Origin of the sequence: Pseudomonas sp. NFX183 (assembly GCF_047943075.1) — a bacterium.
Lineage (GTDB): Bacteria > Pseudomonadota > Gammaproteobacteria > Pseudomonadales > Pseudomonadaceae > Aquipseudomonas.
The window spans coordinates 6,150,089-6,173,498 of sequence record NZ_CP181333.1 but is presented as its reverse complement, the minus strand read 5'-3'; the positions used below and the strand labels follow the sequence as shown (position 1 = coordinate 6,173,498).

Below are 23,410 nucleotides of genomic sequence, written 5' to 3'. Positions count from 1 at the left end.
TACCACTTCCCAGGCGGCTTGTTTACCCGCGCGCCACGCCTTTACGCCTCTGGGAAGCCGACTTTCTGCGGCCAGCGGTTCTGGAAAACCTGCACATCCAGTTGTTTGAACAACCCTCCATGCGTAAACGGTTCGGCCGCCAGCCATGCGCGCGCGTGGGCCTCATCGTCAAAATGAAACTTCTCACGGCTTCCAGGTCTGCACATCCTGCGCATCCACCGCCTTGGGCAACAAGCCGGCCTTGAAGAAGGCATCCGCGATCTTCTGCTGTTCACCCAACTGTTCGACCGTGACCGGTTGCACCTCGTAACTGCGGTGCGCGTTGGCGGCTTCCACCGTGGCCACATCCAGGTTGCCCCACAGTGGGCCGAGTACTTTCGCCGCGTCCTGCGGGTTGGTTTTTACCCATTGACCGGCTTTTTCCAATTGCTCATACACCCGTTTCAAGACCTCGGGATGCGCCTTGGCGTAAGGCGTGCCGGTCAGGTAATAGCGCTTGTAACTGGCAAGGCCTGCGCCGTCGGCCAGGGTGCGGGTCGGCAGTTGACGCTGCACGCTGGTGAGGAACGGTTCCCAGGTGACCCAGGCGTCAACCTTGTTGTTCTCAAAGGCCGCGCGACCATCGGCCGGCGACAGATAGGCCGGCTCGATATCCGAGAACGCCAGGCCGGCTTTGGCCAGTGCGGCGATGAGCAAGTAGTGAGTGCCGGCGGCCTTGGTCACCGCGATTTTCTTGCCTTTCAAATCTGCCAGCTGCTGGATCGGCGAGTCCTTGCGCACCACGATGGCCTGGGCTGAAGGCGAGGGCGCTTCCTGGGCGAAGTAGGTGAGTTTGGCCTGGGCGGCCTGAGCGAAGATCGGCACGGTGTCAGCCACGTCGGCGCTGATGTCCACGTTGCCCACGTTCAATGCTTCGAGCAGCGGCAGGCCGCTGGGGAATTCATGCCAGCTCACGTCGATGTTGTCGGCCTTGAGGGCTTTTTCAAGCGTGCCCTGGGTTTTCAGCAGGGTGATCAGGGTCGAGGATTTCTGGTAACCGATGCGCACGGTTTCCTGAGCCTCGGCGCTCACCGCAACGGAAAAAGCCAGCAGCCCGAGGACAACCGCGAGGGGACGACGAATAGACATGGCGCGCTCGATCTTCAGCGAAATAAGACCAAGCTTAAAGTTCTAAAAAGCGTTCGATAAATACTCTTTCGGTCTGAGCTTAGGGCGCTTTTCACGCGTTCCGACGAATTGGGCATAACCATAGAATTATAGGGTTCTTTCATAATTACCCGTCGTTAATATAATCGAGTTCGCTTGTCTGCCAGGTCTTATGTGGTCTTTTTGCATAAGCAGCTTCCTTCAACTCACCTATGCCAAGGCCTTCCATGACGTTGAAACAACTCATTCTCGCCGCCAGCCTGCTGTTTGCCGCAGCGGCGGCCCACGCCGAGCAGACCCTGGACATCAGCTACCAGCGCTCGTCGACGCTGTGGATCCTGCTCAAGCAAAATGGCCAGCTCGAACAGCGCCTCAAGCCCTTGGGGTTCACCGTCAATTGGCATGAATTCAGCACCGGCCTGCTCAGTTCCTTGAACGCCGGCAGTGTCGATTTGCACGCGGACGTGGCTGACGCCTTTGCGCTGTTCACCCAGGCCGCCGATGCGCCGCTGACGTATTACGCCCAGGAAAACTCGTCGCCCGGCGCCCAGGCGATCATTGTCCAGGACGCATCCCCGATCCACAGCATCGCCGACCTCAAGGGCGAGACCGTCGCCGTGTCCAAGGGCTCGGGCAGCAACTTTCTGCTGATCTCGGCGCTGCACAACGCCGGCCTGACGCTGGCCGATATCACCCCGCGTTACCTTGAGGCACCCGACGGTGGCGCGGCGTTTTCAAATGGCAGCGTGGATGCCTGGGTGATCTGGGACCCGTTCTTCGCCACCCAGCAGCTTGAGCATCACGTGCGTGTGATCGCCGATGGCAACGACGGCCTGGCCAACTACAACCGCTTCTACCTGGCGACCACACAATTTGCCAAGGCGCACCCGGAGGTGCTGCAAATCACCTTCGATACCCTGCGCGAAACCGGCCAATGGGTCAAAGCCCATCCCAGGCAAGCCGCTGACATCCTTGCGCCGCTGTGGGGCAACATCCCACCGGCCACGGTGGAGCGCGCCAATAGCCGACGCAGCTACGACATCATCCCGGTCAAGGTGCAAAACCTTGCCGAACAGCAACGCATCGCCGACGCCTATTACGCCGCCAAGCTGATTCCCAAGCCACTGAACGTCGCCGATATCACCGTGTGGACCCCCAAGCCATGAGCCGCCAGATCCATTTGTCAGCCTTCCTCCTGAGTGGGCCGGTGGTGCACAGCCACGCCGTGTGGCGCCACCCCGAAACGCTCGGCAATTACCTCGACCCCGACTACTACTCGCGCATCGCCAAGGTGGTGGAGGAGGGCCTGTTCGACTTCCTGTTCTTCGCCGACCGCCTGGCCGTGGGCGACCAGATGGGCGGCTCGCGCGAGTTCGCCTTGCGCTACGGCGCCCAGGACGCCACGCGCCTGGACCCGTTGCCGATTCTCTCCTACCTGATAGGCCAGACCCGCAAGCTGGGCCTGGGCGCGACGCGCTCCACCACCTATTACGAACCGGCACACATCGCGCGCGAATTTGCCACCCTCGACCACCTGTCCAAGGGCCGCGCGGCGTGGAATATCGTCACGTCGATGAACGACAGTGAAGGGCGCCTGTTCGGCAAGGACAAGCACCTGGAACACGACCTGCGCTACGACCGCGCCGATGAGTTTGTCGAAGTCGCATTGAAGCTCTGGAACAGTTGGGGCAAGGACGCCCTCAAGCTGGACCGCGAACATGGCGTGCTCGCCGACCCGGCCTTGATCACGTCGGTGCAGCATCAGGGCGAATGGTTCAAGGTCGAGGGCCCGCTGAATATCCCGCGCACGCCCCAGGGGCGTCCGGTATTGATTCAGGCCGGTTCGTCCGGGCGCGGTCGGCGGTTTGGCGCGCGCTGGGCCGAGGCGATTTTCACCATTCACCCGCATTTGAACGCGATGCGTGCCTTTCGCGATGACGTGCGTGCCCAAGTGGTGCAGCAAGGCCGCGACGCCGACAGCTGCAAGGTGTTGACCGCGGTGATGCCGTTTATTGGCGGCAGCGAGGCCGAAGCCCGCGCCAAGCGCGATCGGCACAACGCCCTGGCGCGGCCTGAGCTTGGGCTGGTGACACTTGCTTCGCAGCTCAATGTGGACCTGTCGCCGTTCCCGCTGACGGCCACCCTGGCCGAGGTCGCCCGGTCGCCACTGATCCCTGCCGCTGCGGCGGAAAAGCTGTTGATGCAAGGGCCTGAAATCACCCTTGAGCAACTTGGCCGCATCTTCGCCAGCAGCGTGCGCGTGCCGCAACTGGTGGGCACTGGCGCGCAGATCGCCGACCAATTAGCGGAGCTGTTCGAGCAAGGCGGCTGCGACGGGTTTGTGATCTCACCGGGTTACCTGCCGGGTTCGTTCACTGAGTTTGTCGAGAGCGTGATTCCGCACTTGCAGCGCAAGGGGTTGTTTCGTACCGCCTATGAAGGCTCGACACTGCGCGAGCACCTGGGGCTGGCTGATCTGGCGACCTGAAACCGCCTCCTGAGAAGAGCCGGGCTGTCGTGGCGAGCGGGCCTGTCGTGGCGAGCGGGCTTGTTGTGGCGAGCGGGCTTGCCCCGCGTTGGGCTGCGAAGCGGCCCCCATCAAGGCCACCGCGCGCTGACTGGCAGACCTGAGTGTCAGGTTTTGGGGGCGCTTCGCGCCCCAACGCGGGGCAAGCCCGCTCGCCACAACAAGCCAGCTCCCACCTCTGACCGAGTACAACCGACACCCATCTACCTGATGCACAGAGATCCAAATGTGGGAGCGGGCTTGCCCGCGAATGCGGTGGGACAGTCAGCTCATGTGTCACTGGCCCACCGCCTTCGCGAGCAAACCCGCTCCCACCTCTGACCGAGTACACCCGACACCCATCTACCTGATGCACAGAGCTATGTGCAAACCCTGCGCCTGGAACGCGCCAAGCAGGTGCTGGAGTCAACGCCACCGCCGGCTGATTCAACGCCGCAGCTGCACTTCACCTTCGATGCATGCCACCAGAAACTCCATCACCACCTTTACCGACGGCGAGCGGCGTATATCCGGGTACACCGTCAGCCAGATATCGCGGACCGGCCCGTCGCCGGGTGTCGGCAACCTGGCCAGCAGCGGATCATGGTCGCCCACCAACGTTGGCAACACCACTGCGCCGACGTGCGCGCGCGCGGCCGTCTGTTGGGTGATCAACTCGCTGGCGGCAAACACGATCGGGCGTTGGCCGCGCAGTTGGTGCAGCCACGCCTGTTGCGGCAGGTGATCACGGCTGCTGTCGTAGGCGATGAAGGTCCATTGGGCAGCAGGCAGCTGCGTGAACGCGGGCGCGCCATAAAGACCGAAGCGCACCACGCCGACCTTGCGGCGCACCAGCGCCTCTTCGTCGGGGCGCACCGTGCGCAGGGCGATATCGGCCTCGCCCTTGTCGAGCGCAGCCAGTTGAGTGGACGGTATCAGCACCAGGTTCAGCTGGGGGTACTGGGCCCGCAACCGCGCTATGTGAGGCGCGATGCAGTGGTTGGCGATGGACGGCGGGCAACTGACTCGCACAGTGCCGGCCAGTTCGATGGAGGCTACCCGCGACAGGCGCAGCACGTCGGTGGCCATCTCGCCCATGCCTGCGGCCAGCTCGGCCAGCGCCAGGCCTTGAACCGTGAGTGGCCGGCTGCGTGGCAGGCGGTCTACCAGTTTTACGCCGAGGGCTTTTTCCAGCGCATCGACGCGGCGCCCGACGGTGGCGTGTTCCACCTGCAACTCGCGGGCGGCCGCCGACAGCGACTGGGTGCGGGCCAGAACGGTGAAGTAATACAGATCCTGCCAATCGAACATCGGGTTATTTCCGCACAGAGGCTAGGAAGGGTTGGGGAATATTCCTACCGAGCGTGTCCTTTTACCATGGCCGCTCCCCAGTGCAAACGGAGTTGTTTCCCGATGAAAGCCATCACCCTGCAAGCCTACGGCGGTCCCGAAGTCGCCCAATTGCGCCACGACGTTGAAAAACCCCAGGTCACGCCGGGGCATGTGCTGGTCAAGGTGGCCTGCGCCGGGATCAATTTCATGGACATTCATACCCGCCAAGGCAAATACGCACACTCTTCGACGTACCCGGTGCGCCTGCCGTGCACCCTGGGCATGGAAGGCGCCGGTGTGGTGGTCGAAGTCGGTCCGGGCGTCAGCCACTTGGCTGTGGGCGACCGCGTGGCCTGGTGCATCGCCTGGGGTGCGTATGCCGAGTATGCGAATGTGCCTGTCGAGAAAATTGCGCAGATCCCGAACGCAATCGGTTTCGATCAGGCCGCTGCGGCGATGTTTCAGGGCTGCACCGCGCACTACCTGATTGACGATGTGGCGCGGTTGCAGGCGGGCAGTACCTGCCTGGTTCATGCCGCGTCCGGCAGCATCGGCCAATTGCTGGTGCAGATGGCGCGTCGGTTGGGGGCAACGGTATTGACCACCGCCAGCAGCGTCGAGAAATGTGCGATTGCCTTGCAGCAGGGCGCCCATCAAGCCTGGACCTATGAGCGATTTGCCGACCAGGTGCTGCAAGCCACGGGCGGGCGAGGGGTGGATGTGGTGTTTGATTGCGTCGGCAAAAACACCTTGCGTGAGAGTTTTCGCGCCTGTCGCACGCGTGGTTTGATCGTCAACTACGGCAATGTCTCGGGCTCGTTGACAGACCTGGACCCGATGGAGCTGGGGGAGGCGGGCTCGTTGTTCTTGACGCGCCCACGGCTGGCTGACCACATGGCCGATGGCGCGACCGTGCAACGGCGTGCCAACGCCGTGTTCGCGGCGATGCTGGAAGGCGCGCTGACGGTGGACATTGAAGGGCATTACAGCCTGGAGACAGTGCAGCACGTTCATGCCCGTATCGAGGCGCGGCAGCAGATCGGCAAGGCGGTACTGTGGGTGGACCGCGACCTGCGTTAACCGCAGGCGAAAAAAAACCGGCTGATCAGGCCGGTTTGGGGTGCCCCGCAAACAGTGCGGGGTTACGCGTTGTGCCCTTGCAGACGATCCGCACCGCCTTCAGCCAGGCCACGTTCCTGCAAGCGATCCGCACCGCCTTCAGCCAGACCGCGTTCCTGCAAACGATCCGCGCCACCTTCAGCAACACGACGGTCCAGCAGACGATCAGAACCGCCTTCGGCTACGGAGTTACCTTGCAGGCGATCCGCGCCGCCTTCAGCGACAACCGGGTGAGCAAAAGCGTTTGCAGCAAGTACCGAGAAAGCGAGGCTAAGCAAGAGTTGGCGTTTCATGGTGGTGTGCTCCGAGTGTTCTAGTTGGGTGCCGTTTGGCATGGGTTTGATGTTACGCGTTGGTTTTTTTAAGAGAACTTCATTGAGCTGATGGTGACTATCGACGCCAGCGATGACCCGTTTTGGGGCGGGTCATCGCGGTGACGGTCAAGGCATCTGCGGCCGTTCCTGAGGGCGCAGGTCGAACACCAGCACCTCGGCATCCTCGCCGCGGCCCAGGCTGATCTGCCGTTCATCCCGCACGCGGGCGCCATCGCCTTCCTGCAAGCGCTGGCCGTTGACTTCAACACTGCCTCGGGCCACGTGGATGTACACATGGCGATCCGGCGGCACGTCCAGCGTCGCGGCTTCGTCGCCGTCGAACAGCCCGGCATACACCCGCGCATCCTGGCGCACATTCAGCGAACCCTCGGCACCTTCCGGCGAGATGATCAATTGCAAGCGCCCGCGTTTCTGCGCCTCGCTGAAGTGCTCCTGTTGATAGCGCGGCTCGGCGCCGACCACATTCGGCACGATCCAGATCTGCAGGAAGTGCACGCCCTGGCGTTGGCTATGGTTGAACTCACTGTGCGCCACGCCGCTGCCAGCGCTCATCAACTGCACATCGCCAGGGCGAATCACCGAGCCGGTGCCCAGGGTGTCCTTGTGTTCCAGGGCGCCTTCGAGCACATAGGAGAAAATTTCCATGTCGCGGTGCGGGTGCTGGCCGAAGCCTTTGCCGGCGGCGACGCGGTCATCGTTGATCACCAGCAGGTCAGAAAAACCCTGCTCGGCCGGGTTCCAGTAATTGGCGAACGAGAAGGTGTGAAACGACTTCAACCAACCGTGATTGGCGGCGCCGCGGTCCGAAGCTTTGCGAAGGGTCAGCATGGTCTTGTCCTCAAGTGAGAGCGGGCTGCGTCATGCAGGGCTCTTGCATTGAGAAGAAGGTTAATGGTTAGCGTGAAATTCATTAAGAAGCTGAAATTTGAATAACTGTCTCTCTGAGGTTGACAGTAAAAGGCGTGCCATAATGTCGCCTCGACTTCCCTCTCGATGGACTTTCTCTGCATGAAAACCGTGGCCATGGCGCTGTTTCCGGACTTTTTGCTGCTCGATATGGCCGGTCCACTCGAAGTGTTTTCCATCGCCAATCGCTACCTGCCGGCGACCGCTCACTATCAGATCCTGACCATTGGCACCGAGCCTGGCCCGCTGCGCGCCTCCAATGGTGTGCAGGTGCAACCCGACCTGTTACTGGAGCAGGCCCGCGACGCCTATGACCTGTTGCTGGTGCCGGGCGGCCCCGGTGCCTATAACGAATGCCATCCTGCGCTGCTGCTTTGGCTCAAGGCCGCTGCACCCAGGGCGCGACGCTTTGGCTCGATCTGCACCGGCGCCTTTGTGCTGGGGCATGCCGGGCTGCTCGACGGCCACCGCGTGACCACCCACTGGCATTACACCGAACGCCTGATCAAAGGCTTCCCCAAGGCTATCGTTGAGACCGATCGTATTTATTTGCAGGATGGACGCTTGATCACCTCCGGCGGGGTGACCGCCGGTATCGACCTGGCGCTGTCGGTCGTCGCCCAGGACCATGGCAAACAGGTGGCGGTGGACGTGGCCAAAGTGTTGCTGGTGGTGATGAAACGCCAGGGCGGCCAGGCCCAGTTCAGCCCGATGACGGCAGCTGTGGCGCCGTTGGAAACGGCGATCACCCGTGTGCAGAACCAGGTGCTGGCGCAGTTGGACCAGCCCTTTACCATCGACTCAATGGCCGCGTTGGCGGGCATGAGCGCGCGGCACTTCACGCGGCTGTTTGCCAAGGAGGTGCAGATGACGCCCATGGCGTTCCTGCAAGGCGCGCGCATCGACCGCGCCCGGCAGTTGCTGGAAACCACCGACCTGCCACTCAAGACCGTGGCGTTTCGCGCCGGGTTTGGCAGCGTGCGGCACATGCGTTTTCTGTTCAGTGAAAAGCTCGGCCTGAACCCTACGCAATACCGACAACAGTTCAGTTAACGACAGGATGTCTGTTTCGCGCACCTGATTGGCCGTGGCGCTCCCCGTGCCAGCATTGTCCTGTCATGGCGAGCTGGCAAGATAGCCACAGGCCCATGGAAAAGGATGCGCAAACGCCCAAGGCCGGGTGTTCCAGCGCTTTGACCCGCATGCACAACCCACACGCAGTCAGCTTTGGCCCCTACACCTTTCACCGCCAACAGCGCCTGGTCAGCAAGGCAGGCCTGCCGGTGCCGCTGGGTGGGCGTGCGCTGGATATCCTCGCGGTACTGCTGGAGACGCCTGGGCAATTTGTGCGCAAAGACACGCTGATTGCCCGGGTCTGGCCGAGCAGCGTGGTGGAAGAGAACAACCTGCGCGTGCACATCGCGGCCCTGCGCCGTGCGCTGGACGGGCAGCGCTATATCCTCAATGAACCCTTGCGTGGCTACTGCTTTGTTGCGCCGGCCAGCGCCGCATCGGCGCTGCCCTGGCACAATCTGGCCGTGCGACTCAGCCCGGTGCTGGGCCGTGATGAGCTGTTGGGCACACTGGTGCGGCGCTTGTACAGCCAACGGCTGATCATGCTCACCGGCTGCGCTGGTATGGGCAAGAGCACCGTGGCCCTGGCCCTGGCTGAACGCGTGTTGCCGCGTTATCGCGACGGCGTGTGCTGGGTGGATCTGGCAACGGTGCAAGGGCCGACCCACTTGCTGCCTCATCTGGCCGCCACGCTGAACCTGCAACCCTGTGGCAGCGCCAACGTATTGGCCGAGCAGTTGGCGCTGCGCCAGCTGTTACTGGTACTCGACGGCGCCGATGTGTTGCTCGGCGCCTGCCGCCACCTGGTGCGCACGCTGCAGGCACACGCGCCGCAGGTGACGGTGGTGTTGACCAGTCGTGAAGCCTTGCAGGTGCCCGGCGAATGGGTGCAACACGTGCCCAGGCTGGCGCTGCCGATGCCCTCGGCCTGGCGCGGTGTCGAACAGGCGATGGCCGCTGCGGCGGTCCAGTTATTTGTCGCGCGGGTGCGTGCCGGTCAGCAGGGCTTTGTGCTGCGGGCCCAGGATTTGGCGCCACTGCGCGACATCTGTCGGCGCCTCGACGGTATTCCCCTGGCCCTGGAACTGGCGGCGGCCCAGGTCGATGCCCTGGGCATACGGGGTGTGCACGAGCAGTTGCAAAAAGGCTTGCAGGTGTTGACGCGAGGCCGGCGCACGGCAGTGGAACGGCACCAATCCCTGATCGCGGCATTGGACTGGTCGTATCAGCGCCTGAGCCTGCCGCAGCGCTGGCTGTTCCTGCAGTTGGCGCTGTTCAAAATGGCCGTGACCTTGCCGCGCTTGAGCGAGCTGGTGGCAGGCACCGAGCTGGAACACGCCGACCTGTCCTACCTGCTGTCGCGTCTGGCGGCCACCTCGATGCTGGCAGTGGAGCCGGGCCCCGGCCCTGCGCGCTACCGCCTGCTCAACAGCGTGCGCAGCTACGCCCTGGCGCTACTGCGCGACCCGCTGCAAGTCGCGCAATTGCAAAAGGGTTACGGGCATTACCTGGGCTCCCGTTCAGGCCGGCCGTTTGTCCTGCAACTCGTCGAGCAGGCGACGTACGCAGACTAGGTCGTGGGTGGCAAAGCCTTCGTCGAATTGCTTGTAGAGGGCGTTCAACAGGTCGCGCGCCGCCTGCCGCCGCCCTTGGCGTTGCCATAGGCTTGCCAGCGACATTGCGCTGCGTAATTCCCAGGCCAGGGCGCCTTGCTGATGCGCCAGGGCCAGCGCCTCCAGCAGCAGCGTTTCGCGCGCGTGAAGGTCAGGTAACGCCTCAGCCCGCACGCGCAGAATCTCGGCGCTGCACCAACCGGCCGCGCCACTTCTGGCGCGCTCAAACACTTCATCATCTACGTCGATGGCGTTGAACGTCACCAGTGTGTCCCGGACCAGGCCCAGCCCTTGCAAATCCGCCTGCGGCGCCGTGCCCGCGTAGTGCTGCGCCCAGGTGTGAAACAACTGCACCGAGTGTTTTTGTGCCTGTTGCAGCAACAGGTCGAGCAACGAACGCGCCGCAGCGCCATCGCCGTTGTAGCGGGCGATCACCACGCCGGCCAGGGCCAGCGTGTAGCAGATCGAGGTGCCGTGGTTGATCTGCAACGCCAGCTCCAGCGCCTGGTTGGCGGTACGCCAGGCACGCTCTGCAAAACCGCGCAGCCACAGGATGCGCGCAAGCATCGTCAACGACGCCACACTCTGGTCGTATTGCACGCCAAAGCCATGGGTAAACCGATTCAGATGGCCGCTGTGGGCCATGCGCTGCATCACTTGTTCGGCGTTGTGCAGCGCCAGTGCCTGGTTGCCGGCAAAGTGTTGCGCCAGCACCCGCAGGCGCTGGGCGCTGAGGTCCAGCAAGGGCTCGGATTGTGGGCCGAGCTGATCGAAGTGCAGGCTCTGTGCCAACGCCTCACGGTAGTTGCCGCTGCACAAATTCACCGCCATGTGGCCCGACACTGCCCGTAGCTGGCCGGTGAGGTCGTTGCTCGCTTGTGCCAGGCGCAGCGCGCCGGCAAAGGCTTGAATGGTCTGTGGGGTGCTGCCCTGGGCGTGGTAGGAGAAACTGCCCAGCGCCAGCTGCAATTCCATCTGCAGGCGCTGGCTCGGCGCGGTTGACTGCGCCAGCCGCGCCAGGGCCTTGCCCACGTACAACCCGTGCTCGTGCAGCAGCGACAGTTCCTGCCACAACGGCATCGCACTCACCGTAAGGCGAATACCCAACAGGTGCGCACCCACCTCGCCCAAGCACCAATCGAGGGCGGCGCGAATGTCTTCGCGCAGCGGGGCATAGCGGCTGATCCACACCTGGGTCGCGATCAGTTCCCAGTCCTCCCGGGCCTGTTCCATCAGCGCCAGGCAGCGCGCCGCGTGGCGCTCGCGGGTGGCCTCAAGCTCCGCGGCCACGCTGAGTTTTTCCAGCGCGTAGGTGCGGGTGATGTCGAGCAGGCGATAGACCACGTCGTCATCGCCAGCCTCGACGTTGAGCAGCGACTTGGCCACCAACTGGGTGATCGAGCCCAGCACCTCGTTCGGCGCGATGCGCTCCCCGGCGATCACCGCCGCTGCGCTGGCCAGGCTGAACCCGCCACGAAACACGGCCAGGCGCCGCAGGCAAATCTGCTCGCAGGCCGTCAGCAGCTCGAAACTCCAGTCCAGCGTGGCGCGCAGGGTTTGCTGGCGGGGCAGGGCGCTGCGCCGGCCACGCACCAGCAGGCGAAAGTTGTCTTCCATTTGCACCAGCAGCCCCGGCAGGCCGAAGCGCTGGATCTGCGCCGCCACCAATTCGATCGCCAGGGGAATGCCGTCCAGGCGCTGGCAGATATCAATGGCCAGCGGCAGTTGCGCTTCGCTGAGTTCAAAACGGTCTTGATGAGACATGGCGCGTTCGATCAGCAACTGCAACGCCGGGTAGCCGAGGGCCTGGGCACGGTTGCCGGTGGCGGGCGGGCAGGCCAGCGGTTCGAGGCGCTGCACGTGTTCGCCTTCGGCCCGCAGCGCTTCGCGGCTGGTGGCCAGGATGTGCACGTGGGGCGCATGGCGCAGCAGGGTTTCGCTGATCAGGGCGATGTCGTCGAGCAAGTGTTCGCAATTGTCGATCACCAGCAACAGCTGACGCGCGTGCAGGCTGCGGGCGAAGGTCAGCAGCGGCTCATGTGCTTGGGGCGTGAGGTCGAGCAGCGCGGCGAGGTTGGGCAGGATCATCGACGGCGCGCTCAGCGGTGCCAGGTCCAGCAGACGAATGCCGTCGCGGTAATGCCCGATCAGTAATTCGGCCACCCGCAGCGCCACCGTGGTCTTGCCAATGCCGCCTGCGCCGGTGAGGGTGATAAAGCGTTGCTGCGGGAGTTGCTGCACCAATGCATCGATCAGCGCCTGGCGACCGATCATGCGCGTGCGCCGCAGTGGCAGGTTATGGCCCTGGCTGTGGGGCGGGCCGTCGGCAGGAATCGTCATGGGTTCGATGCTCAGTGGCGCAACAAAACTGTAGCCGCGCTGGGCCACGGTGACGATGTAGCGCTGCCCGGCCTGGCCGTCGCCGAGTGCCTTGCGCAACGCCGCCATGTGCACCCGCAGGTTGCCGTCTTCCACCACCGTTTTCGGCCAGACCCGTGCGATCAGTTCCTGCTTGCTCACCACATTGCCGGCCTGCTCCAGCAGGATCAGCAGAATCTCCACCGCACGCCGTCCCAGTCGCAATGGGCGACCTGCCTCCAGCACCAGGCGTTGGCGCGGGTGGATGCGGTAGGGGCCGAAATGCACGGCCTGGTCGCTGAGGTCACTCATGGTGGCCCATGCTCGGGAAAAAGGGTTTGGCCAGCATATTCCAGGTGCGTACAGACCACTAGGCCGCAATCACGTGCGGCTTGTGACGCAAGTGGTGGTTTCGCCAGGTCATCGGGTTGACGCCTTCGCTGCGCGTGAACATATGGCAGAAGTGCGCCTGGTCGCAAAACCCGCATTCCAGGCTGATTTGCGTGAGGCTCAAGGAGGAGCCGGTGATCAGTTCCTTGGCCCGTTGGATACGCTGTTGGCGAATCCACTCCTGCGGCGACAGCCCGGTGGTGCACTTGAAGGCGCGGGAGAAGTGGCTGCGCGACAGCGCGCACGCCTGCGCCAGGTCGGCAATTGCCAGGCTTTCGCCGAGGTTGGCAAGGATCAGTTGTTTGGCAATGCGCTCGCGTCGGGGGCATAGGCCGCCGGTCGCGGAGAAGCGCGGAGCACAGTACTCAAGTCGGGCCATGACAAATATCCGTAGTCGATGGGAGCGTTCCCGGTGAATGGATCCAGTGTAGACCGCTTCATTTTTGGCGCCGGACCGTCTGGCTGACGAGTTAATCGTTGTTAATTTCGCCAGGTCATGGCGCGGAAAAGACAGCACAGGCGTGCAATCGCCGCATGGCGGTCTCTGCTTATCTGGCGGCCTGAAAACCGTTTGGAAGCCGCCATGAACCGCAACGACTTACGCCGCGTCGACATGAACCTGCTGGTGATTTTCGAAGCATTGATGTTCGAGAAGAACCTGACCCGGGTGGCCGAGAAGCTCTTTATGGGCCAACCGGCGGTGAGTGCGGCGCTTGGGCGCTTGCGGGATTTGTTCGACGACCCGCTGCTGTTGCGCAATGGGCGGGGCATGGAGCCCACGCCACGGGCGCTGGCGATACTCAAGGAGTTGCAACCGGCCATGGACACCATTTCCGGCGCGGTCAGCCGCGCCAAGGATTTCGACCCTTCCACCAGCTGCGCGGTGTTTCGTATTGGTTTGTCGGATGATGCGGAGTTCGGGTTGTTTCCGCCGTTGCTCAGTCAACTGCGTGAGGAGGCGCCGGGGATTATCGTGGTGGTGCGTCGGGCCAACTACCTGTTGATGTCGGCGTTGTTGGCCAGTGGGGAGATTTCGGTGGGGGTGAGTTACACCACGGAATTACCGGCGAATGCCAAGCGCAAGAAGCTGCGCGATATTCCGTGCAAGGTGCTGCGGGGGGATGACGGGGAGGCGGCGCTGACCCTGGATGATTACTGCGAGCGGCCGCATGCGATGGTGTCGTTTTCGGGGGATTTGAGCGGCAATATCGACCTGGACCTGGCGCGGATCGGCCGGGCGCGCCGGGTGGTGTTGGCGGTGCCGCAGTTCAGTGGGTTGCGGGCGTTGTTGGCGGGCACGCGGATTATTGCGACGGTGCCGGATTATGCGGCCTGTGCGTTGACTGAGGGGACGGTGTTGCGGGCGCAGGATCCGCCGTTTGAGATTGAGGCGGCGGAGTTGTCGATGGTTTGGAGTGGGGTGCATGATAATGACCCGGCGGAGCGGTGGCTGCGGTCGCGTATCAGTGAGCATATGTCGCGGGCGGTTTAGGCGTGGCGGCCTCTGGGCCGACCAGGTGGGGGGTTGGGGTGGGTGTATATCCGTTGCTGCGGTAACGGCCACTGGCGGTTCCGCTCTTACAGCGGGTCACTTTTGGCAAACGCCCCAAAAGTAACCAAAAGGTCTTTGCCCCACCACTCGGCACCTCGCTTAGGCTCGGTGTGCCCTCACGCAGGCTTGAATCCGTGGGCCGCCGCGACGGGCCATCCATGGCCCAACGCGGCTAACCCGGCGTCCTGCCGGGTTACCCACGGATTTAAGCCTGCGTTCGGCCAGCGTGGTTGACGGGGCCTGTCAGATCAAAAGCAAGATCAAAAGCAAAAGCAAAAGCAAAAGCACGGCGGCCTAGTAGCCGACCTGAGTGGTAGAAGCAAAAGCAGGGCAAAAGCACAGCAACACATGAGCCATCTGATCCACTGAGCTCCAAATGTGGGAGCGGGCTTGCCCGCGAATGCGGTGGATCAGTCAGCTCATGTGTCACTGGCACACCGCCTTCGCGAGCAAGCCCGCTCCCACAATTTCACCGAGTTCAACTGCCAGCACCGCACTGCTTTGCTTTTCTGTGGGAGCTGGCTTGCCTGCGATGCAGGCACCGCGGTCCATCAGGTACACCGGGTTGATGCCATCGCAGGCAAGCCCGCTCCCACATTGAATTGAGTTCAGCTTCCAGAATCAGGTCGGCTGTCAGGCCGCCTCGCTTTCGCTTTTGATCTAACCACTCAGGTCGGCTACTAGGCCGCCGTGCTCTGCTTTTGATCTTGATCTGCTTTTGACGTTGATCTTAGGCGCCCCGTTAAACCACGCTGGCCGAACGCAGGCTTGAATCCGTGGGTAACCCGGCAGGACGCCGGGTTAGCCGTGTTGGGCCATGGATGGCCCGTCACGGCGGCCCACGGATTCAAGCCGGAGTGAGGGCACATCGAGCCTAAGCGAGGTGCCGAGTGGTGGGGCAAGAGCCTTTTGGTTACTTTTGGGCTCTTTTCAAAAGTGACCCGCTGTAAGAGCGGAACCCATAGCGGCCGTTACTCAAATAACGGATATGTACTCCATAAAAACCTTCCCCCAAGGCCGCCACGTCAAACAGCACATACATCCAATTCCAACCCCCCCAATGCCCCCCAAACTCCCCCCATCGCACAACCCTCCAGGGGGGAATCAACACCATGGACCCAACACCCAAAACCAGCCCCGACGAAGTCGTCACCCTGGTCGTCAAACACCTGATCAAACCCGGCCGCGAAGCCGACTACGAAGCCTGGCTCCGGCGCATCGTGCGCATCGCCGGCGAACGCCCTGGCCACCTCGGCGTCGACGTCGTGCGCAGCAAACAAAACCGCCTGGCGCTGTTCACCTGCGTCCTGCGCTACCGCTCCACCGACGACCTCGAACGCTGGCTCGGCTCCCCCGAGCGCCAAGCCCTGATCAACGAAGCCACGCCCATGCTCGCCGACGGCGACAACACCGAAATCGGTGCCGTCAACGAATTCTGGTTCGCCCCCCTGGCCGACAGCGCCGCCAAACCACCGCGCTGGAAACAAGCCGTGGTGACCTTGTTTGTCATCCTGCCGCTGACCCTGCTGATCCCGATCATCTGGGCCCCGGTGTTGCGCCTGCATCCGTTCCTCTCCAACTACGTGGTCGCCACCTTCCTGGTCACCCTGACCATCGTGCTGCTGGTGGTCTACCTGCTGATGCCGGCCGCCACCCGCCTGTTCGCTCCCTGGCTTGAAACCTCTGTAAAGGAAACCCTATGAACGCCGATCTGATTCTGTTCAATGGCCAGTTCCACACCGTGGACCGTGAAAACCCGCGCGCCACCGCCGTTGCTATTCACCAGGGCCGCTTCGTCGCGGTCGGCACCGACGCCCAAGCCATGGCGTTGCGTGGCAGTGGCACGCAGGTCATCGACCTCAAGGGCCGCACCGTCATCCCCGGCCTCAACGACTCGCACCTGCACCTGATCCGTGGCGGGCTGAACTACAACCTCGAACTGCGCTGGGAAGGCGTGCCGTCCCTGGCCGATGCGCTGCGCATGCTCAAGGATCAGGCGGACCGCACGCCCACGCCGCAATGGGTGCGCGTAGTCGGTGGCTGGAACGAATTCCAGTTCGCCGAAAAACGCATGCCGACCCTGGAAGAGCTGAATCAGGCCGCCCCGGACACGCCAGTGTTCGTGCTGCACCTGTACGACCGTGCCTTGCTCAACCGCGCCGCCCTGCGGGTGGCCGGCTATACCAAAAACACGCCGAACCCACCGGGTGGCGAGATCGTGCGTGACAGCAACGGCAACCCCACCGGCATGCTGGTGGCGCGGCCTAACGCGATGATCCTCTATGCAACCCTGGCCAAGGGGCCGAAATTGCCGCTGGAATATCAGGTCAACTCGACCCGCCAGTTCATGCGTGAACTCAATCGCCTGGGCCTCACCAGCGCCATTGATGCCGGCGGTGGTTTCCAGAACTATCCCGATGACTACGCGGTGATCGAGCAACTGGCCAAAGACGAACAACTGACGGTGCGCATCGCCTACAACCTGTTCACCCAAAAGCCCAAAGAAGAACTCAGCGACTTCAAGCACTGGACCGGCAGCGTCACCCTGCACCAGGGCGATGACTACCTGCGTCACAACGGCGCCGGCGAGATGCTGGTGTTTTCGGCGGCGGACTTCGAGGATTTCCTCGAACCGCGCCCCGACCTGCCGCTGAGCATGGAGCAAGAACTGGAACCGGTGGTGCGCCATTTGGTCGAGCAGCGCTGGCCGTTCCGCTTGCATGCCACTTACAACGAATCCATCTCGCGCATGCTCGACGTGTTCGAGAAGGTCAATCGCGACATTCCGTTCAATGGCCTGCCGTGGTTTTTCGACCACGCCGAAACCATCACCCCGCACAACATCGAGCGCGTGCGTGCTCTTGGCGGCGGTATCGCGATCCAGGATCGCATGGCGTTCCAGGGCGAATATTTTGTCGAGCGTTACGGCGCCAAAGCGGCCGAAGCCACGCCGCCGATCAAGCGCATGTTGGCTGAAGGCGTGCCGGTCGGGGCGGGCACCGATGCCACGCGGGTGTCGAGCTATAACCCGTGGACCTCGTTGTACTGGATGGTCAGCGGCCGCACCGTCGGCGGCCTGGAACTGCACGCCGAAGGCCTGCCGCGCCTCACCGCGTTGGAGCTGTTCACCCACGGCAGTGCCTGGTTCTCGTCGGAGCAGGGCAAGAAAGGCCAGATCAAGGTCGGCCAGTTGGCGGACGTTGCCGCGCTGTCGGCGGACTTTTTCAGTGTCGATGAAGAAGCCATCAAGTGGATTGAGTCGGTGCTGACCGTGGTCGGCGGCAAGGTGGTGTACGGCGCCGGCGACTTCGAAGATTTCGCACCGCCACGCGTGCCGGTGCTGCCGGACTGGTCGCCGGTGGTCAAGGTGCCGGGGCACTGGCGCCCAAGCTCACCGTTACAAGCCCAGGTCCATCAATGCAGCGGCCCGTGTGGCGTGCATGCCCATGGCCATGAAAAAGCGCGCCTTTCCAGCGTGCCGGTCAGCGATTTCCAGGGTTTCTGGGGCGCGTTTGGCTGCTCGTGCTTTGCCTTCTAAAACTCCCCCTCTCAATCAAAAACAGGAGCTACCCCATGACTTACAAACGCTTGAACAAAGACGACGCCGTGGTGCTGTTGGTGGACCACCAGACCGGCTTGATCTCGCTGGTGCAGGATTTCTCGCCCAACGAATTCAAGAACAACGTGCTGGCGCTGGCGGATGTGGCCAAGTTCTTCAAGCTGCCGACCATCCTCACCACCAGCTTTGAAACCGGCCCCAATGGCCCACTGGTGCCGGAGCTCAAAGAACTGTTCCCGGACGCGCCGTACATCCCGCGTCCTGGCCAGATCAACGCCTGGGACAACGAAGATTTCGTCAAGGCCGTCAAGGCCACCGGCCGCAAGCAATTGATCATCGCCGGTGTGGTGACCGACGTCTGCGTGACGTTCCCGACCCTGGCCGCGCTGGCTGAAGGCTTCGAGGTGTTTGTGGTGACCGACGCGTCCGGGACGTTCAACGAGGCCGTGCAACGTGCGTCGTGGGCGCGCATGAGCGCAGCGGGTGCGCACCTGGTGAACTGGTTCGCGGTGGCCTGCGAGCTGCAGATCGACTGGCGCAACGACATGGAAGGCCTGGCCAACCTGCTGTCGCCGCGCATTCCCAACTACCGCAACCTGATGAACAGCTACTCGGCGTTTACTGCCAAGTAACCCGACAGACAGCACACCACTGAACCCTGTGGGAGCCGGCAAGCCCGGCTCCCACATTTGATTTGTGGTGCCATGACTGACCGGTTATAAAACAGCAAAATGTCCACCGAGAAGCGACAATGAACCCCTTCGAAGACATGCGCCTGTTCTGCCAGGTCATGGAGTCTGGCAGTTTCACCGCCGCCGCCGAGCAACTGGGCCTGTCCAAGCAATTTGTCAGCCGCCGCCTGATTCAGCTGGAAGACCGCCTGGGCGTGCGCCTGCTCAACCGTTCCACGCGCCGCCTGGACGTCACGCCGCTGGGCCAGAGTTATTACGAATCCGCCTTGCGCCTGCTCAGTGACGTCGAGCAAGTGGAGCAGGGCATCGCCGGCCAGAACAGCGAGCCGCGCGGCACGCTGCGCCTGAGTGCGCCGCTGTCGTTTGCCATGGCTCACCTGGGCTGCCTGTTGCCGTCATTCTTGCAACGCTACCCGCACGTGTCGGTGGAAGTCGACCTCAGCGATCGGCCTGTTGACCTGATCGGTGAAGGCTACGACCTGGTGTTGCGCATCGGCACCCTTGAAGACTCGACCTTGATCGCGCGGCGTATCGCCAGCGTCGAGCGGGTGTATTGCGCCAGCCCCGGGTACCTGGCCCTGCGCGGCACACCGCTCAAGCCCGACGACCTGACCGACCACGATTGCCTGCCCTACGGCCATGGCCGCCAGGTGCAATGGCGCTTCCAGACCAAGGGCAAGCTGCAGTCGGTGAATGTCAGCGGGCGCATGCGCGTGAACAACGGCGAGTTGTTGCGCGACACGGCCATTGCGGGGTTGGGTGTTACTTACCTGCCGACGTTTATCGTGGCTGAGGCGCTGAAGGACGGGCGCTTAGTCACACTTCTGGAAGACTTCGCCCCTGAAGCGCTGACCCTGTCGGCGGTGTACCCCCAGCACCGGCAAAGCTCCAGGCCCGTGCAGGCGCTGGTGGAATTCTTGCGCGAGCGCCTGGCGGGTGGTTGCTAAATCATTCCAGAACCCGGTGAAGATCAAATGTGGGAGCTGGCTTGCCTGCGATAGCGATGTATCAGTTGAAACTATGCCAACTGAACCACCGCTATCGCAGGCAAGCCAGCTCCCACATTTTGATTTTGGTTCGGCTCAGAGATCGACGAGGTTGGCCAGCGTCGAGCCCTGCACGTAACGCTCAAGATTCGCCAGAAACGTATCGGCAATCTCCTCTTGGCTGTTGGTCGAAATCGCCGAGGTATGCGGCGACAACCTCACCCGTGGATGGCTGTACAACGGGTGCCCATCCGGCAGCGGTTCCGGCTCGGTCACGTCCAGCGACGCCAGGCCGATCTGCCCGTTGTCCAGCGCCTCCAACAACGCCTCCTGATCAAGCAAGCCACCGCGCGCGATGTTGATCAGGTGCAACCCCGGCTTGGCGCTGCCGAGCACATCGCGGTTGACTATATGCCGCGTGCGCTCGGTCAGCGGCGCCGCCAGTACCAGATGGTCGGCACGGGCGAACAGGTCGTGGATATCCCGCGCAGCTTCGACGCCGTCCACGTCAAAAGAGGCATGGCTTTGACGCAACGCAACCACGTTGATGCCGAGTGCCAACGCCTTTTGCGCAAGGCTTTTACCAATCGCGCCAAAGCCGAGAATGCCCAGGGTCGTGCCCTTGAGCGGACGCAATGGCGTGAAATTCCACTGGGCATCCTTCACCCAGATAGCCGGCAAATGCTTGGACGCGGCAAAGATCGCCGCCAGGGCGAACTCGGCGAGGTTGTCGGCGGCGCTGCCACGCGAGGTGGTCACCGGGGGGCCGTTGAACAGCCACTGCGGGTAGAAGTCGATGCCCGACGAGACCAGATGCACCCACTGTGCGCCGTACGGCCAGCCCGGCGGCGGGGTCTCTGGCGCGGTGTAGCCGCGCACGTTGATCGGGCGCAGCAAAAGGATATTGGCCTGGGGCGGCAAGTCACTCGGCACACCAACAGGCACGCCGATCACCTGGGCTTCGGGATGAATCGAGGCGAGGCGTTCGCGGATTACCGCGTTGTAATCTTCGTCCAGCTGGCTGGCAATAATCACCTGACTCATGAGCGTTCCTTATTCATTTTGGGCCACGTTGGGCGAACACAGCGTTGCCGACGCCTTGCAGCACGGCGTCGTTTTGTGGGGTATGCACGCGGCTGCACAGCACATCGCGGTAATGGCGTTGCAGCGGGCTGTGGCGTGACAGGCCCGGGTTGCCCGAGGCTTCGATGGCCAACTCGACGGCGCGGATCGCGTTGCCGGTCACCAGGTACTTCAACTGCGCGGCATTCGCGGCCGGTGTGTGGCCTTCAGCGGCGGCATCCAGCAGGCTGCGGTTGGCAAACAGCAGCGTGTCGATATGGCCGACGGTTTCCTGAAAACGCGGCAAGGTCGACAGCGCTGCGCCCAGATTGGATGGCTTGCGCTCCTCCAGCCATTGCACCAGCCAGTCCCGTGCGGCCTGGGCCACGGCGTCATACACCGAGGACAGCAACACCGACATCCACAGGAAACCATCGCCATCCAGCTCTGGCTGCGGCGCACTCCAGGGGCTCACGCTGACGGCGTGGTCCAGCGGCACCAGCACGTTGTCGAGCAGCACTTCATGGCTGCAGGTGGCGCGCATGCCCAAGTGATCCCAGGTGTCGATGATGCTCACGCCGGGGCTGTCTTTAGGCACCAGCCAGGCGCCCACCAGCGGGTCGGCGTCATCGCTGCGCGCCCATACGCTGAACCAGCTCAGGCCATGGCTGCCGGTGGAGTAAATCTTGCGCCCACTGATGCGCCAGCCCTCGGCGGTGCGCACGGCGGTGGTCGCCGGCAGGCCGCCCCGCGCCGGGGTGCCCAGGTCGGGTTCGACACGCAACGCATTGATCAGCGCGCCGTTGCGCACTGCGTCTTCGGCGACTTGCACGCGCAAGTGCTGGGGCCAGGTTTTGCTGTCTTGCAAGCGCGTGTGTTGCAGGTACTGCATCACCAGGATCAGCGCGGTGGAGGGCTCGCCCTTGGCAATCGCGCTGATCGCCTTGCGCGCCTGGGGCAAGCTGGCACCGCCGCCGCCCAAGGCCTTGGGCACGGTGAGGGCGACCAGGCCGTGGTCATGCAACAGCGTGAAGTTACCGTGGGGGAAGGCGCCGCTGGCGTCGTACAGGTGCGCAGTGCTTGCCAGCTCGGCGCTGAGGCGTTCGAGCAGGGCTTCGAAGTTGGCGACTTCCACGGAGCGTAAGGACGGTTGGGACGTCATGAGCATGTACTCGGTCAAAAATGTGGGAGCGGGCTTGCTCGCGAATGCGGTGGTTCAGTTAATGAATAGGTTTCCTGACACACCGCTTTCGCGAGCAAGCCCGCTCCCACATGGAAATTGTGGTCTTAGATAGCGATACGCACAGGCTGTTGGCCCAACAAGCGCTCCACCACCTGCAACGCCGCCGGCGCCCAGGTGGCCACACGTTCGGCATGCAGATCAGCTAATTGACGGTTGAGGGACTCCCTCATGCCAGCGCCTCCTGTTGCTCTTCGACCTCGGTGGCGACGCTGTAACGGTTGACCGGCACGTCCAGCCCGAGGTTGTCGCGCAGGGTGTGGCCGGTGTATTCGGTACGGAACAAGCCGCGCTGTTGCAGCACCGGCACCACCAGCTCGGTGAAGTACTGCAAGCCGTCCGGCAGCACCGAGTTGATGATGAAACCATCGCTGGCGCCGGTTTCGAACCAGGTCTGGATCGCATCGGCGACTTGCTCCGGGGTACCGACAAAATCGCGTTTGGGCCGCGAGAAACGCAGGGCCACTTCGCGCAGGGTCAGGCCTTCGTCCTTGGCCAATTGTTTGATGCGCTCGGAGCCGCCTTTCTGGCTGTTGGCGCCCAGGTCGCCGAGTTCTGGGAAGGGGTCGTCCAGCGGGTATTGGCTGAAGTCGTGGTCGTTGAACGGGCGGCCGAGGGCGACAATCGCATCTTCCACGGTGACCAGGTCCACGGCCTGCTGATAGCGGCTTTCCACCTCGGCGGCGTCACGCCCGACAATCGGGCGGATACCCGGCAGGATCGACAGGCTACTGGCGTCACGCCCGAAGCCTTTGGCGCGGCGCTTCAAATCGGCGCTGTAGGCTTTGCCTTCTTCAATGTTCTCGACGTGCACGAAAATCGCATCGGCGTTTTGCGCCGCAAAGTTGCGCCCATCCTCCGAGGTGCCGGCCTGGAAAATCGCCGGCTGGCCCTGGCGCGAACGCGCGATGTTGAGCGGGCCTTTGACCGAGAAAAACTCGCCTGTGTGGTTCAGCGCGTGCAGCTTTTGCGGGGTAAAAAACTCGCCGCTTTGCTTGTTGTAGGCAAAGGCATCGTCTTCCCAGGAATCCCACAGGCCCTTGACCACGTTCAAGTGCTCCTTGGCGATGCGGTAGCGCACGGCATGCGGTGGGTGCTCGGCCTTGCCGAAGTTGTCGGCGGTACCGCTGAGCCATGAGGTGACCACGTTCCAACCGGCGCGGCCGCCACTGATGTGGTCCAGCGAGGCGAACTGGCGTGCCACCTGATAAGGCTCGGTGTAGCTGACCGTCACCGTGGCGACCAGGCCGATGTTCGTGGTCAGCGCGGCGAGGGCCGAGAGAATGGTCAATGGCTCAAAGCGATTGAGGTAATGCGGGCTGGATTTGGCGTGGATATGCAGGCTGTCGGCGATGAACACGAAATCGAATTTGGCGCCTTCGGCCAACTCAGTCTGCTGCTGGTAGAAAGCAAAATTCGTGCTGGCATTCGGTTGCGCCTGCGGGTGACGCCATTCGCCCCAGCCGTGACCGACGCCGTGCACCATGGCGCCCAGCTTCAAATGGCGTGGCTGCAATTGACCTGGCTTGCTCATGTGTCG

At 63.0% G+C, this 23,410-nt stretch carries 20 protein-coding genes; 10 read left to right on the top strand and 10 right to left on the bottom strand.

Going from position 1 to position 23,410, the window contains the following annotated elements:
* Positions 1–183 precede the first annotated feature (183 nt).
* Positions 184–1,128, bottom strand: coding sequence for an aliphatic sulfonate ABC transporter substrate-binding protein (locus tag ACM530_RS28675; protein ID WP_242200061.1), 945 nt, complete (start codon positions 1,126–1,128; stop codon positions 184–186).
* A gap of 245 nt (positions 1,129–1,373) precedes the next feature.
* On the opposite strand from ACM530_RS28675, the gene ACM530_RS28670 reads away from it, so the two are divergent.
* Both ACM530_RS28670 and ACM530_RS28665 read left to right on the top strand, forming a co-directional pair.
* Positions 1,374–2,312, top strand: coding sequence for an aliphatic sulfonate ABC transporter substrate-binding protein (locus ACM530_RS28670; protein WP_416363805.1), 939 nt, complete (start codon positions 1,374–1,376; stop codon positions 2,310–2,312).
* A complete protein-coding gene (locus ACM530_RS28665) occupies positions 2,309–3,634 on the top strand; it encodes an LLM class flavin-dependent oxidoreductase (RefSeq protein ID WP_262207772.1) in 1,326 nt (441 codons plus the stop codon). The genes ACM530_RS28670 and ACM530_RS28665 overlap by 4 nt, the downstream gene beginning before the upstream one ends.
* A gap of 465 nt (positions 3,635–4,099) precedes the next feature.
* Here ACM530_RS28665 and ACM530_RS28660 read toward each other — a convergent pair whose 3' ends face one another.
* A complete protein-coding gene (locus ACM530_RS28660) occupies positions 4,100–4,963 on the bottom strand; it encodes a LysR family transcriptional regulator (protein ID WP_416363804.1) in 864 nt (287 codons plus the stop codon).
* Between the two features lie 102 nt (positions 4,964–5,065).
* Between ACM530_RS28660 and ACM530_RS28655 the strand changes: the two genes are divergently transcribed.
* Positions 5,066–6,064: a quinone oxidoreductase family protein gene (locus ACM530_RS28655; protein WP_262207748.1), complete on the top strand. Its 999-nt coding sequence runs from the start codon at positions 5,066–5,068 to the stop codon at positions 6,062–6,064.
* Between the two features lie 62 nt (positions 6,065–6,126).
* Here ACM530_RS28655 and ACM530_RS28650 read toward each other — a convergent pair whose 3' ends face one another.
* Together ACM530_RS28650 and ACM530_RS28645 are read right to left on the bottom strand one after the other, a co-directional pair.
* The gene (locus tag ACM530_RS28650; RefSeq protein ID WP_416363803.1) at positions 6,127–6,396 is read right to left on the bottom strand and encodes a hypothetical protein; all 270 of its coding nucleotides are present in this window, start codon (positions 6,394–6,396) and stop codon (positions 6,127–6,129) included.
* Positions 6,397–6,543: 147 nt separating this feature from the next.
* On the bottom strand, positions 6,544–7,266 hold the full coding sequence (locus ACM530_RS28645) for a pirin family protein (protein ID WP_416363802.1): 723 nt from the start codon (positions 7,264–7,266) through the stop codon (positions 6,544–6,546).
* A gap of 180 nt (positions 7,267–7,446) precedes the next feature.
* Between ACM530_RS28645 and ACM530_RS28640 the strand changes: the two genes are divergently transcribed.
* Together ACM530_RS28640 and ACM530_RS28635 are read left to right on the top strand one after the other, a co-directional pair.
* Positions 7,447–8,397, top strand: a complete 951-nt coding sequence (locus tag ACM530_RS28640; RefSeq protein WP_416363801.1) for a GlxA family transcriptional regulator — start codon at positions 7,447–7,449, stop codon at positions 8,395–8,397.
* 95 nt (positions 8,398–8,492) lie between these two features.
* On the top strand, positions 8,493–9,992 hold the full coding sequence (locus ACM530_RS28635; RefSeq protein WP_416363800.1) for an ATP-binding protein: 1,500 nt from the start codon (positions 8,493–8,495) through the stop codon (positions 9,990–9,992).
* Here ACM530_RS28635 and ACM530_RS28630 read toward each other — a convergent pair.
* Positions 9,939–12,701 (bottom strand): ATP-binding protein, encoded by a 2,763-nt coding sequence (locus ACM530_RS28630; protein ID WP_416363799.1) that lies wholly within the window; start codon positions 12,699–12,701, stop codon positions 9,939–9,941. The two genes, ACM530_RS28635 and ACM530_RS28630, sit on opposite strands and share 54 nt — an antisense overlap.
* A gap of 58 nt (positions 12,702–12,759) precedes the next feature.
* Entirely contained in the window at positions 12,760–13,158 is a 399-nt protein-coding gene (locus ACM530_RS28625) for a helix-turn-helix domain-containing protein (protein ID WP_145163655.1), read from the bottom strand.
* Between the two features lie 204 nt (positions 13,159–13,362).
* On the opposite strand from ACM530_RS28625, the gene ACM530_RS28620 reads away from it, so the two are divergent.
* The 5 genes from ACM530_RS28620 (at position 13,363) to ACM530_RS28600 (ending at position 19,529) form a co-directional block, all read left to right on the top strand.
* Entirely contained in the window at positions 13,363–14,271 is a 909-nt protein-coding gene (locus tag ACM530_RS28620; RefSeq protein ID WP_416363798.1) for a LysR substrate-binding domain-containing protein, read from the top strand.
* Positions 14,272–15,443: 1,172 nt separating this feature from the next.
* On the top strand, positions 15,444–16,034 hold the full coding sequence (locus ACM530_RS28615) for an antibiotic biosynthesis monooxygenase (RefSeq protein WP_416363797.1): 591 nt from the start codon (positions 15,444–15,446) through the stop codon (positions 16,032–16,034).
* A complete protein-coding gene (locus tag ACM530_RS28610; protein ID WP_416363796.1) occupies positions 16,031–17,869 on the top strand; it encodes an amidohydrolase in 1,839 nt (612 codons plus the stop codon). The genes ACM530_RS28615 and ACM530_RS28610 overlap by 4 nt, the downstream gene beginning before the upstream one ends.
* Positions 17,870–17,904: 35 nt before the next feature.
* Complete coding sequence (gene ycaC, locus ACM530_RS28605) at positions 17,905–18,522, top strand: isochorismate family cysteine hydrolase YcaC (RefSeq protein ID WP_145166221.1); 618 nt, start codon at positions 17,905–17,907, stop codon at positions 18,520–18,522.
* Between the two features lie 119 nt (positions 18,523–18,641).
* On the top strand, positions 18,642–19,529 hold the full coding sequence (locus ACM530_RS28600) for a LysR family transcriptional regulator (protein WP_416363795.1): 888 nt from the start codon (positions 18,642–18,644) through the stop codon (positions 19,527–19,529).
* A gap of 135 nt (positions 19,530–19,664) precedes the next feature.
* Here the strand turns inward: ACM530_RS28600 and ACM530_RS28595 are convergent, their stop codons facing one another.
* The 4 genes from ACM530_RS28595 to ACM530_RS28580 form a co-directional block, all read right to left on the bottom strand.
* Positions 19,665–20,612: a D-isomer specific 2-hydroxyacid dehydrogenase family protein gene (locus ACM530_RS28595; RefSeq protein ID WP_416363794.1), complete on the bottom strand. Its 948-nt coding sequence runs from the start codon at positions 20,610–20,612 to the stop codon at positions 19,665–19,667.
* Positions 20,613–20,625: 13 nt separating this feature from the next.
* Positions 20,626–21,798, bottom strand: coding sequence for an acyl-CoA dehydrogenase family protein (locus ACM530_RS28590; protein WP_416363793.1), 1,173 nt, complete (start codon positions 21,796–21,798; stop codon positions 20,626–20,628).
* Between the two features lie 119 nt (positions 21,799–21,917).
* Positions 21,918–22,043, bottom strand: a complete 126-nt coding sequence (locus ACM530_RS28585) for a hypothetical protein (protein WP_416363792.1) — start codon at positions 22,041–22,043, stop codon at positions 21,918–21,920.
* Positions 22,040–23,404, bottom strand: coding sequence for an LLM class flavin-dependent oxidoreductase (locus tag ACM530_RS28580; RefSeq protein WP_416363791.1), 1,365 nt, complete (start codon positions 23,402–23,404; stop codon positions 22,040–22,042). Before ACM530_RS28580 ends, ACM530_RS28585 begins: the two co-directional genes overlap by 4 nt.
* Positions 23,405–23,410: the final 6 nt, after the last annotated feature.

What these genes read in the sequence shown, in the direction of transcription:
- ACM530_RS28675 (WP_242200061.1), bottom strand. Translation starts at nt 1,128, where the DNA reads ATGTCTATTCGTCGTCCCCTCGCGGTTGTCCTCGGGCTGCTGGCTTTT.
- ACM530_RS28670 (WP_416363805.1), top strand. Translation starts at nt 1,374, where the DNA reads ATGACGTTGAAACAACTCATTCTCGCCGCCAGCCTGCTGTTTGCCGCA.
- ACM530_RS28665 (WP_262207772.1), top strand. Translation starts at nt 2,309, where the DNA reads ATGAGCCGCCAGATCCATTTGTCAGCCTTCCTCCTGAGTGGGCCGGTG.
- ACM530_RS28660 (WP_416363804.1), bottom strand. Translation starts at nt 4,963, where the DNA reads ATGTTCGATTGGCAGGATCTGTATTACTTCACCGTTCTGGCCCGCACC.
- ACM530_RS28655 (WP_262207748.1), top strand. Translation starts at nt 5,066, where the DNA reads ATGAAAGCCATCACCCTGCAAGCCTACGGCGGTCCCGAAGTCGCCCAA.
- ACM530_RS28650 (WP_416363803.1), bottom strand. Translation starts at nt 6,396, where the DNA reads ATGAAACGCCAACTCTTGCTTAGCCTCGCTTTCTCGGTACTTGCTGCA.
- ACM530_RS28645 (WP_416363802.1), bottom strand. Translation starts at nt 7,266, where the DNA reads ATGCTGACCCTTCGCAAAGCTTCGGACCGCGGCGCCGCCAATCACGGT.
- ACM530_RS28640 (WP_416363801.1), top strand. Translation starts at nt 7,447, where the DNA reads ATGAAAACCGTGGCCATGGCGCTGTTTCCGGACTTTTTGCTGCTCGAT.
- ACM530_RS28635 (WP_416363800.1), top strand. Translation starts at nt 8,493, where the DNA reads ATGGAAAAGGATGCGCAAACGCCCAAGGCCGGGTGTTCCAGCGCTTTG.
- ACM530_RS28630 (WP_416363799.1), bottom strand. Translation starts at nt 12,701, where the DNA reads ATGAGTGACCTCAGCGACCAGGCCGTGCATTTCGGCCCCTACCGCATC.
- ACM530_RS28625 (WP_145163655.1), bottom strand. Translation starts at nt 13,158, where the DNA reads ATGGCCCGACTTGAGTACTGTGCTCCGCGCTTCTCCGCGACCGGCGGC.
- ACM530_RS28620 (WP_416363798.1), top strand. Translation starts at nt 13,363, where the DNA reads ATGAACCGCAACGACTTACGCCGCGTCGACATGAACCTGCTGGTGATT.
- ACM530_RS28615 (WP_416363797.1), top strand. Translation starts at nt 15,444, where the DNA reads ATGGACCCAACACCCAAAACCAGCCCCGACGAAGTCGTCACCCTGGTC.
- ACM530_RS28610 (WP_416363796.1), top strand. Translation starts at nt 16,031, where the DNA reads ATGAACGCCGATCTGATTCTGTTCAATGGCCAGTTCCACACCGTGGAC.
- ycaC (WP_145166221.1), top strand. Translation starts at nt 17,905, where the DNA reads ATGACTTACAAACGCTTGAACAAAGACGACGCCGTGGTGCTGTTGGTG.
- ACM530_RS28600 (WP_416363795.1), top strand. Translation starts at nt 18,642, where the DNA reads ATGAACCCCTTCGAAGACATGCGCCTGTTCTGCCAGGTCATGGAGTCT.
- ACM530_RS28595 (WP_416363794.1), bottom strand. Translation starts at nt 20,612, where the DNA reads ATGAGTCAGGTGATTATTGCCAGCCAGCTGGACGAAGATTACAACGCG.
- ACM530_RS28590 (WP_416363793.1), bottom strand. Translation starts at nt 21,798, where the DNA reads ATGCTCATGACGTCCCAACCGTCCTTACGCTCCGTGGAAGTCGCCAAC.
- ACM530_RS28585 (WP_416363792.1), bottom strand. Translation starts at nt 22,043, where the DNA reads ATGAGGGAGTCCCTCAACCGTCAATTAGCTGATCTGCATGCCGAACGT.
- ACM530_RS28580 (WP_416363791.1), bottom strand. Translation starts at nt 23,404, where the DNA reads ATGAGCAAGCCAGGTCAATTGCAGCCACGCCATTTGAAGCTGGGCGCC.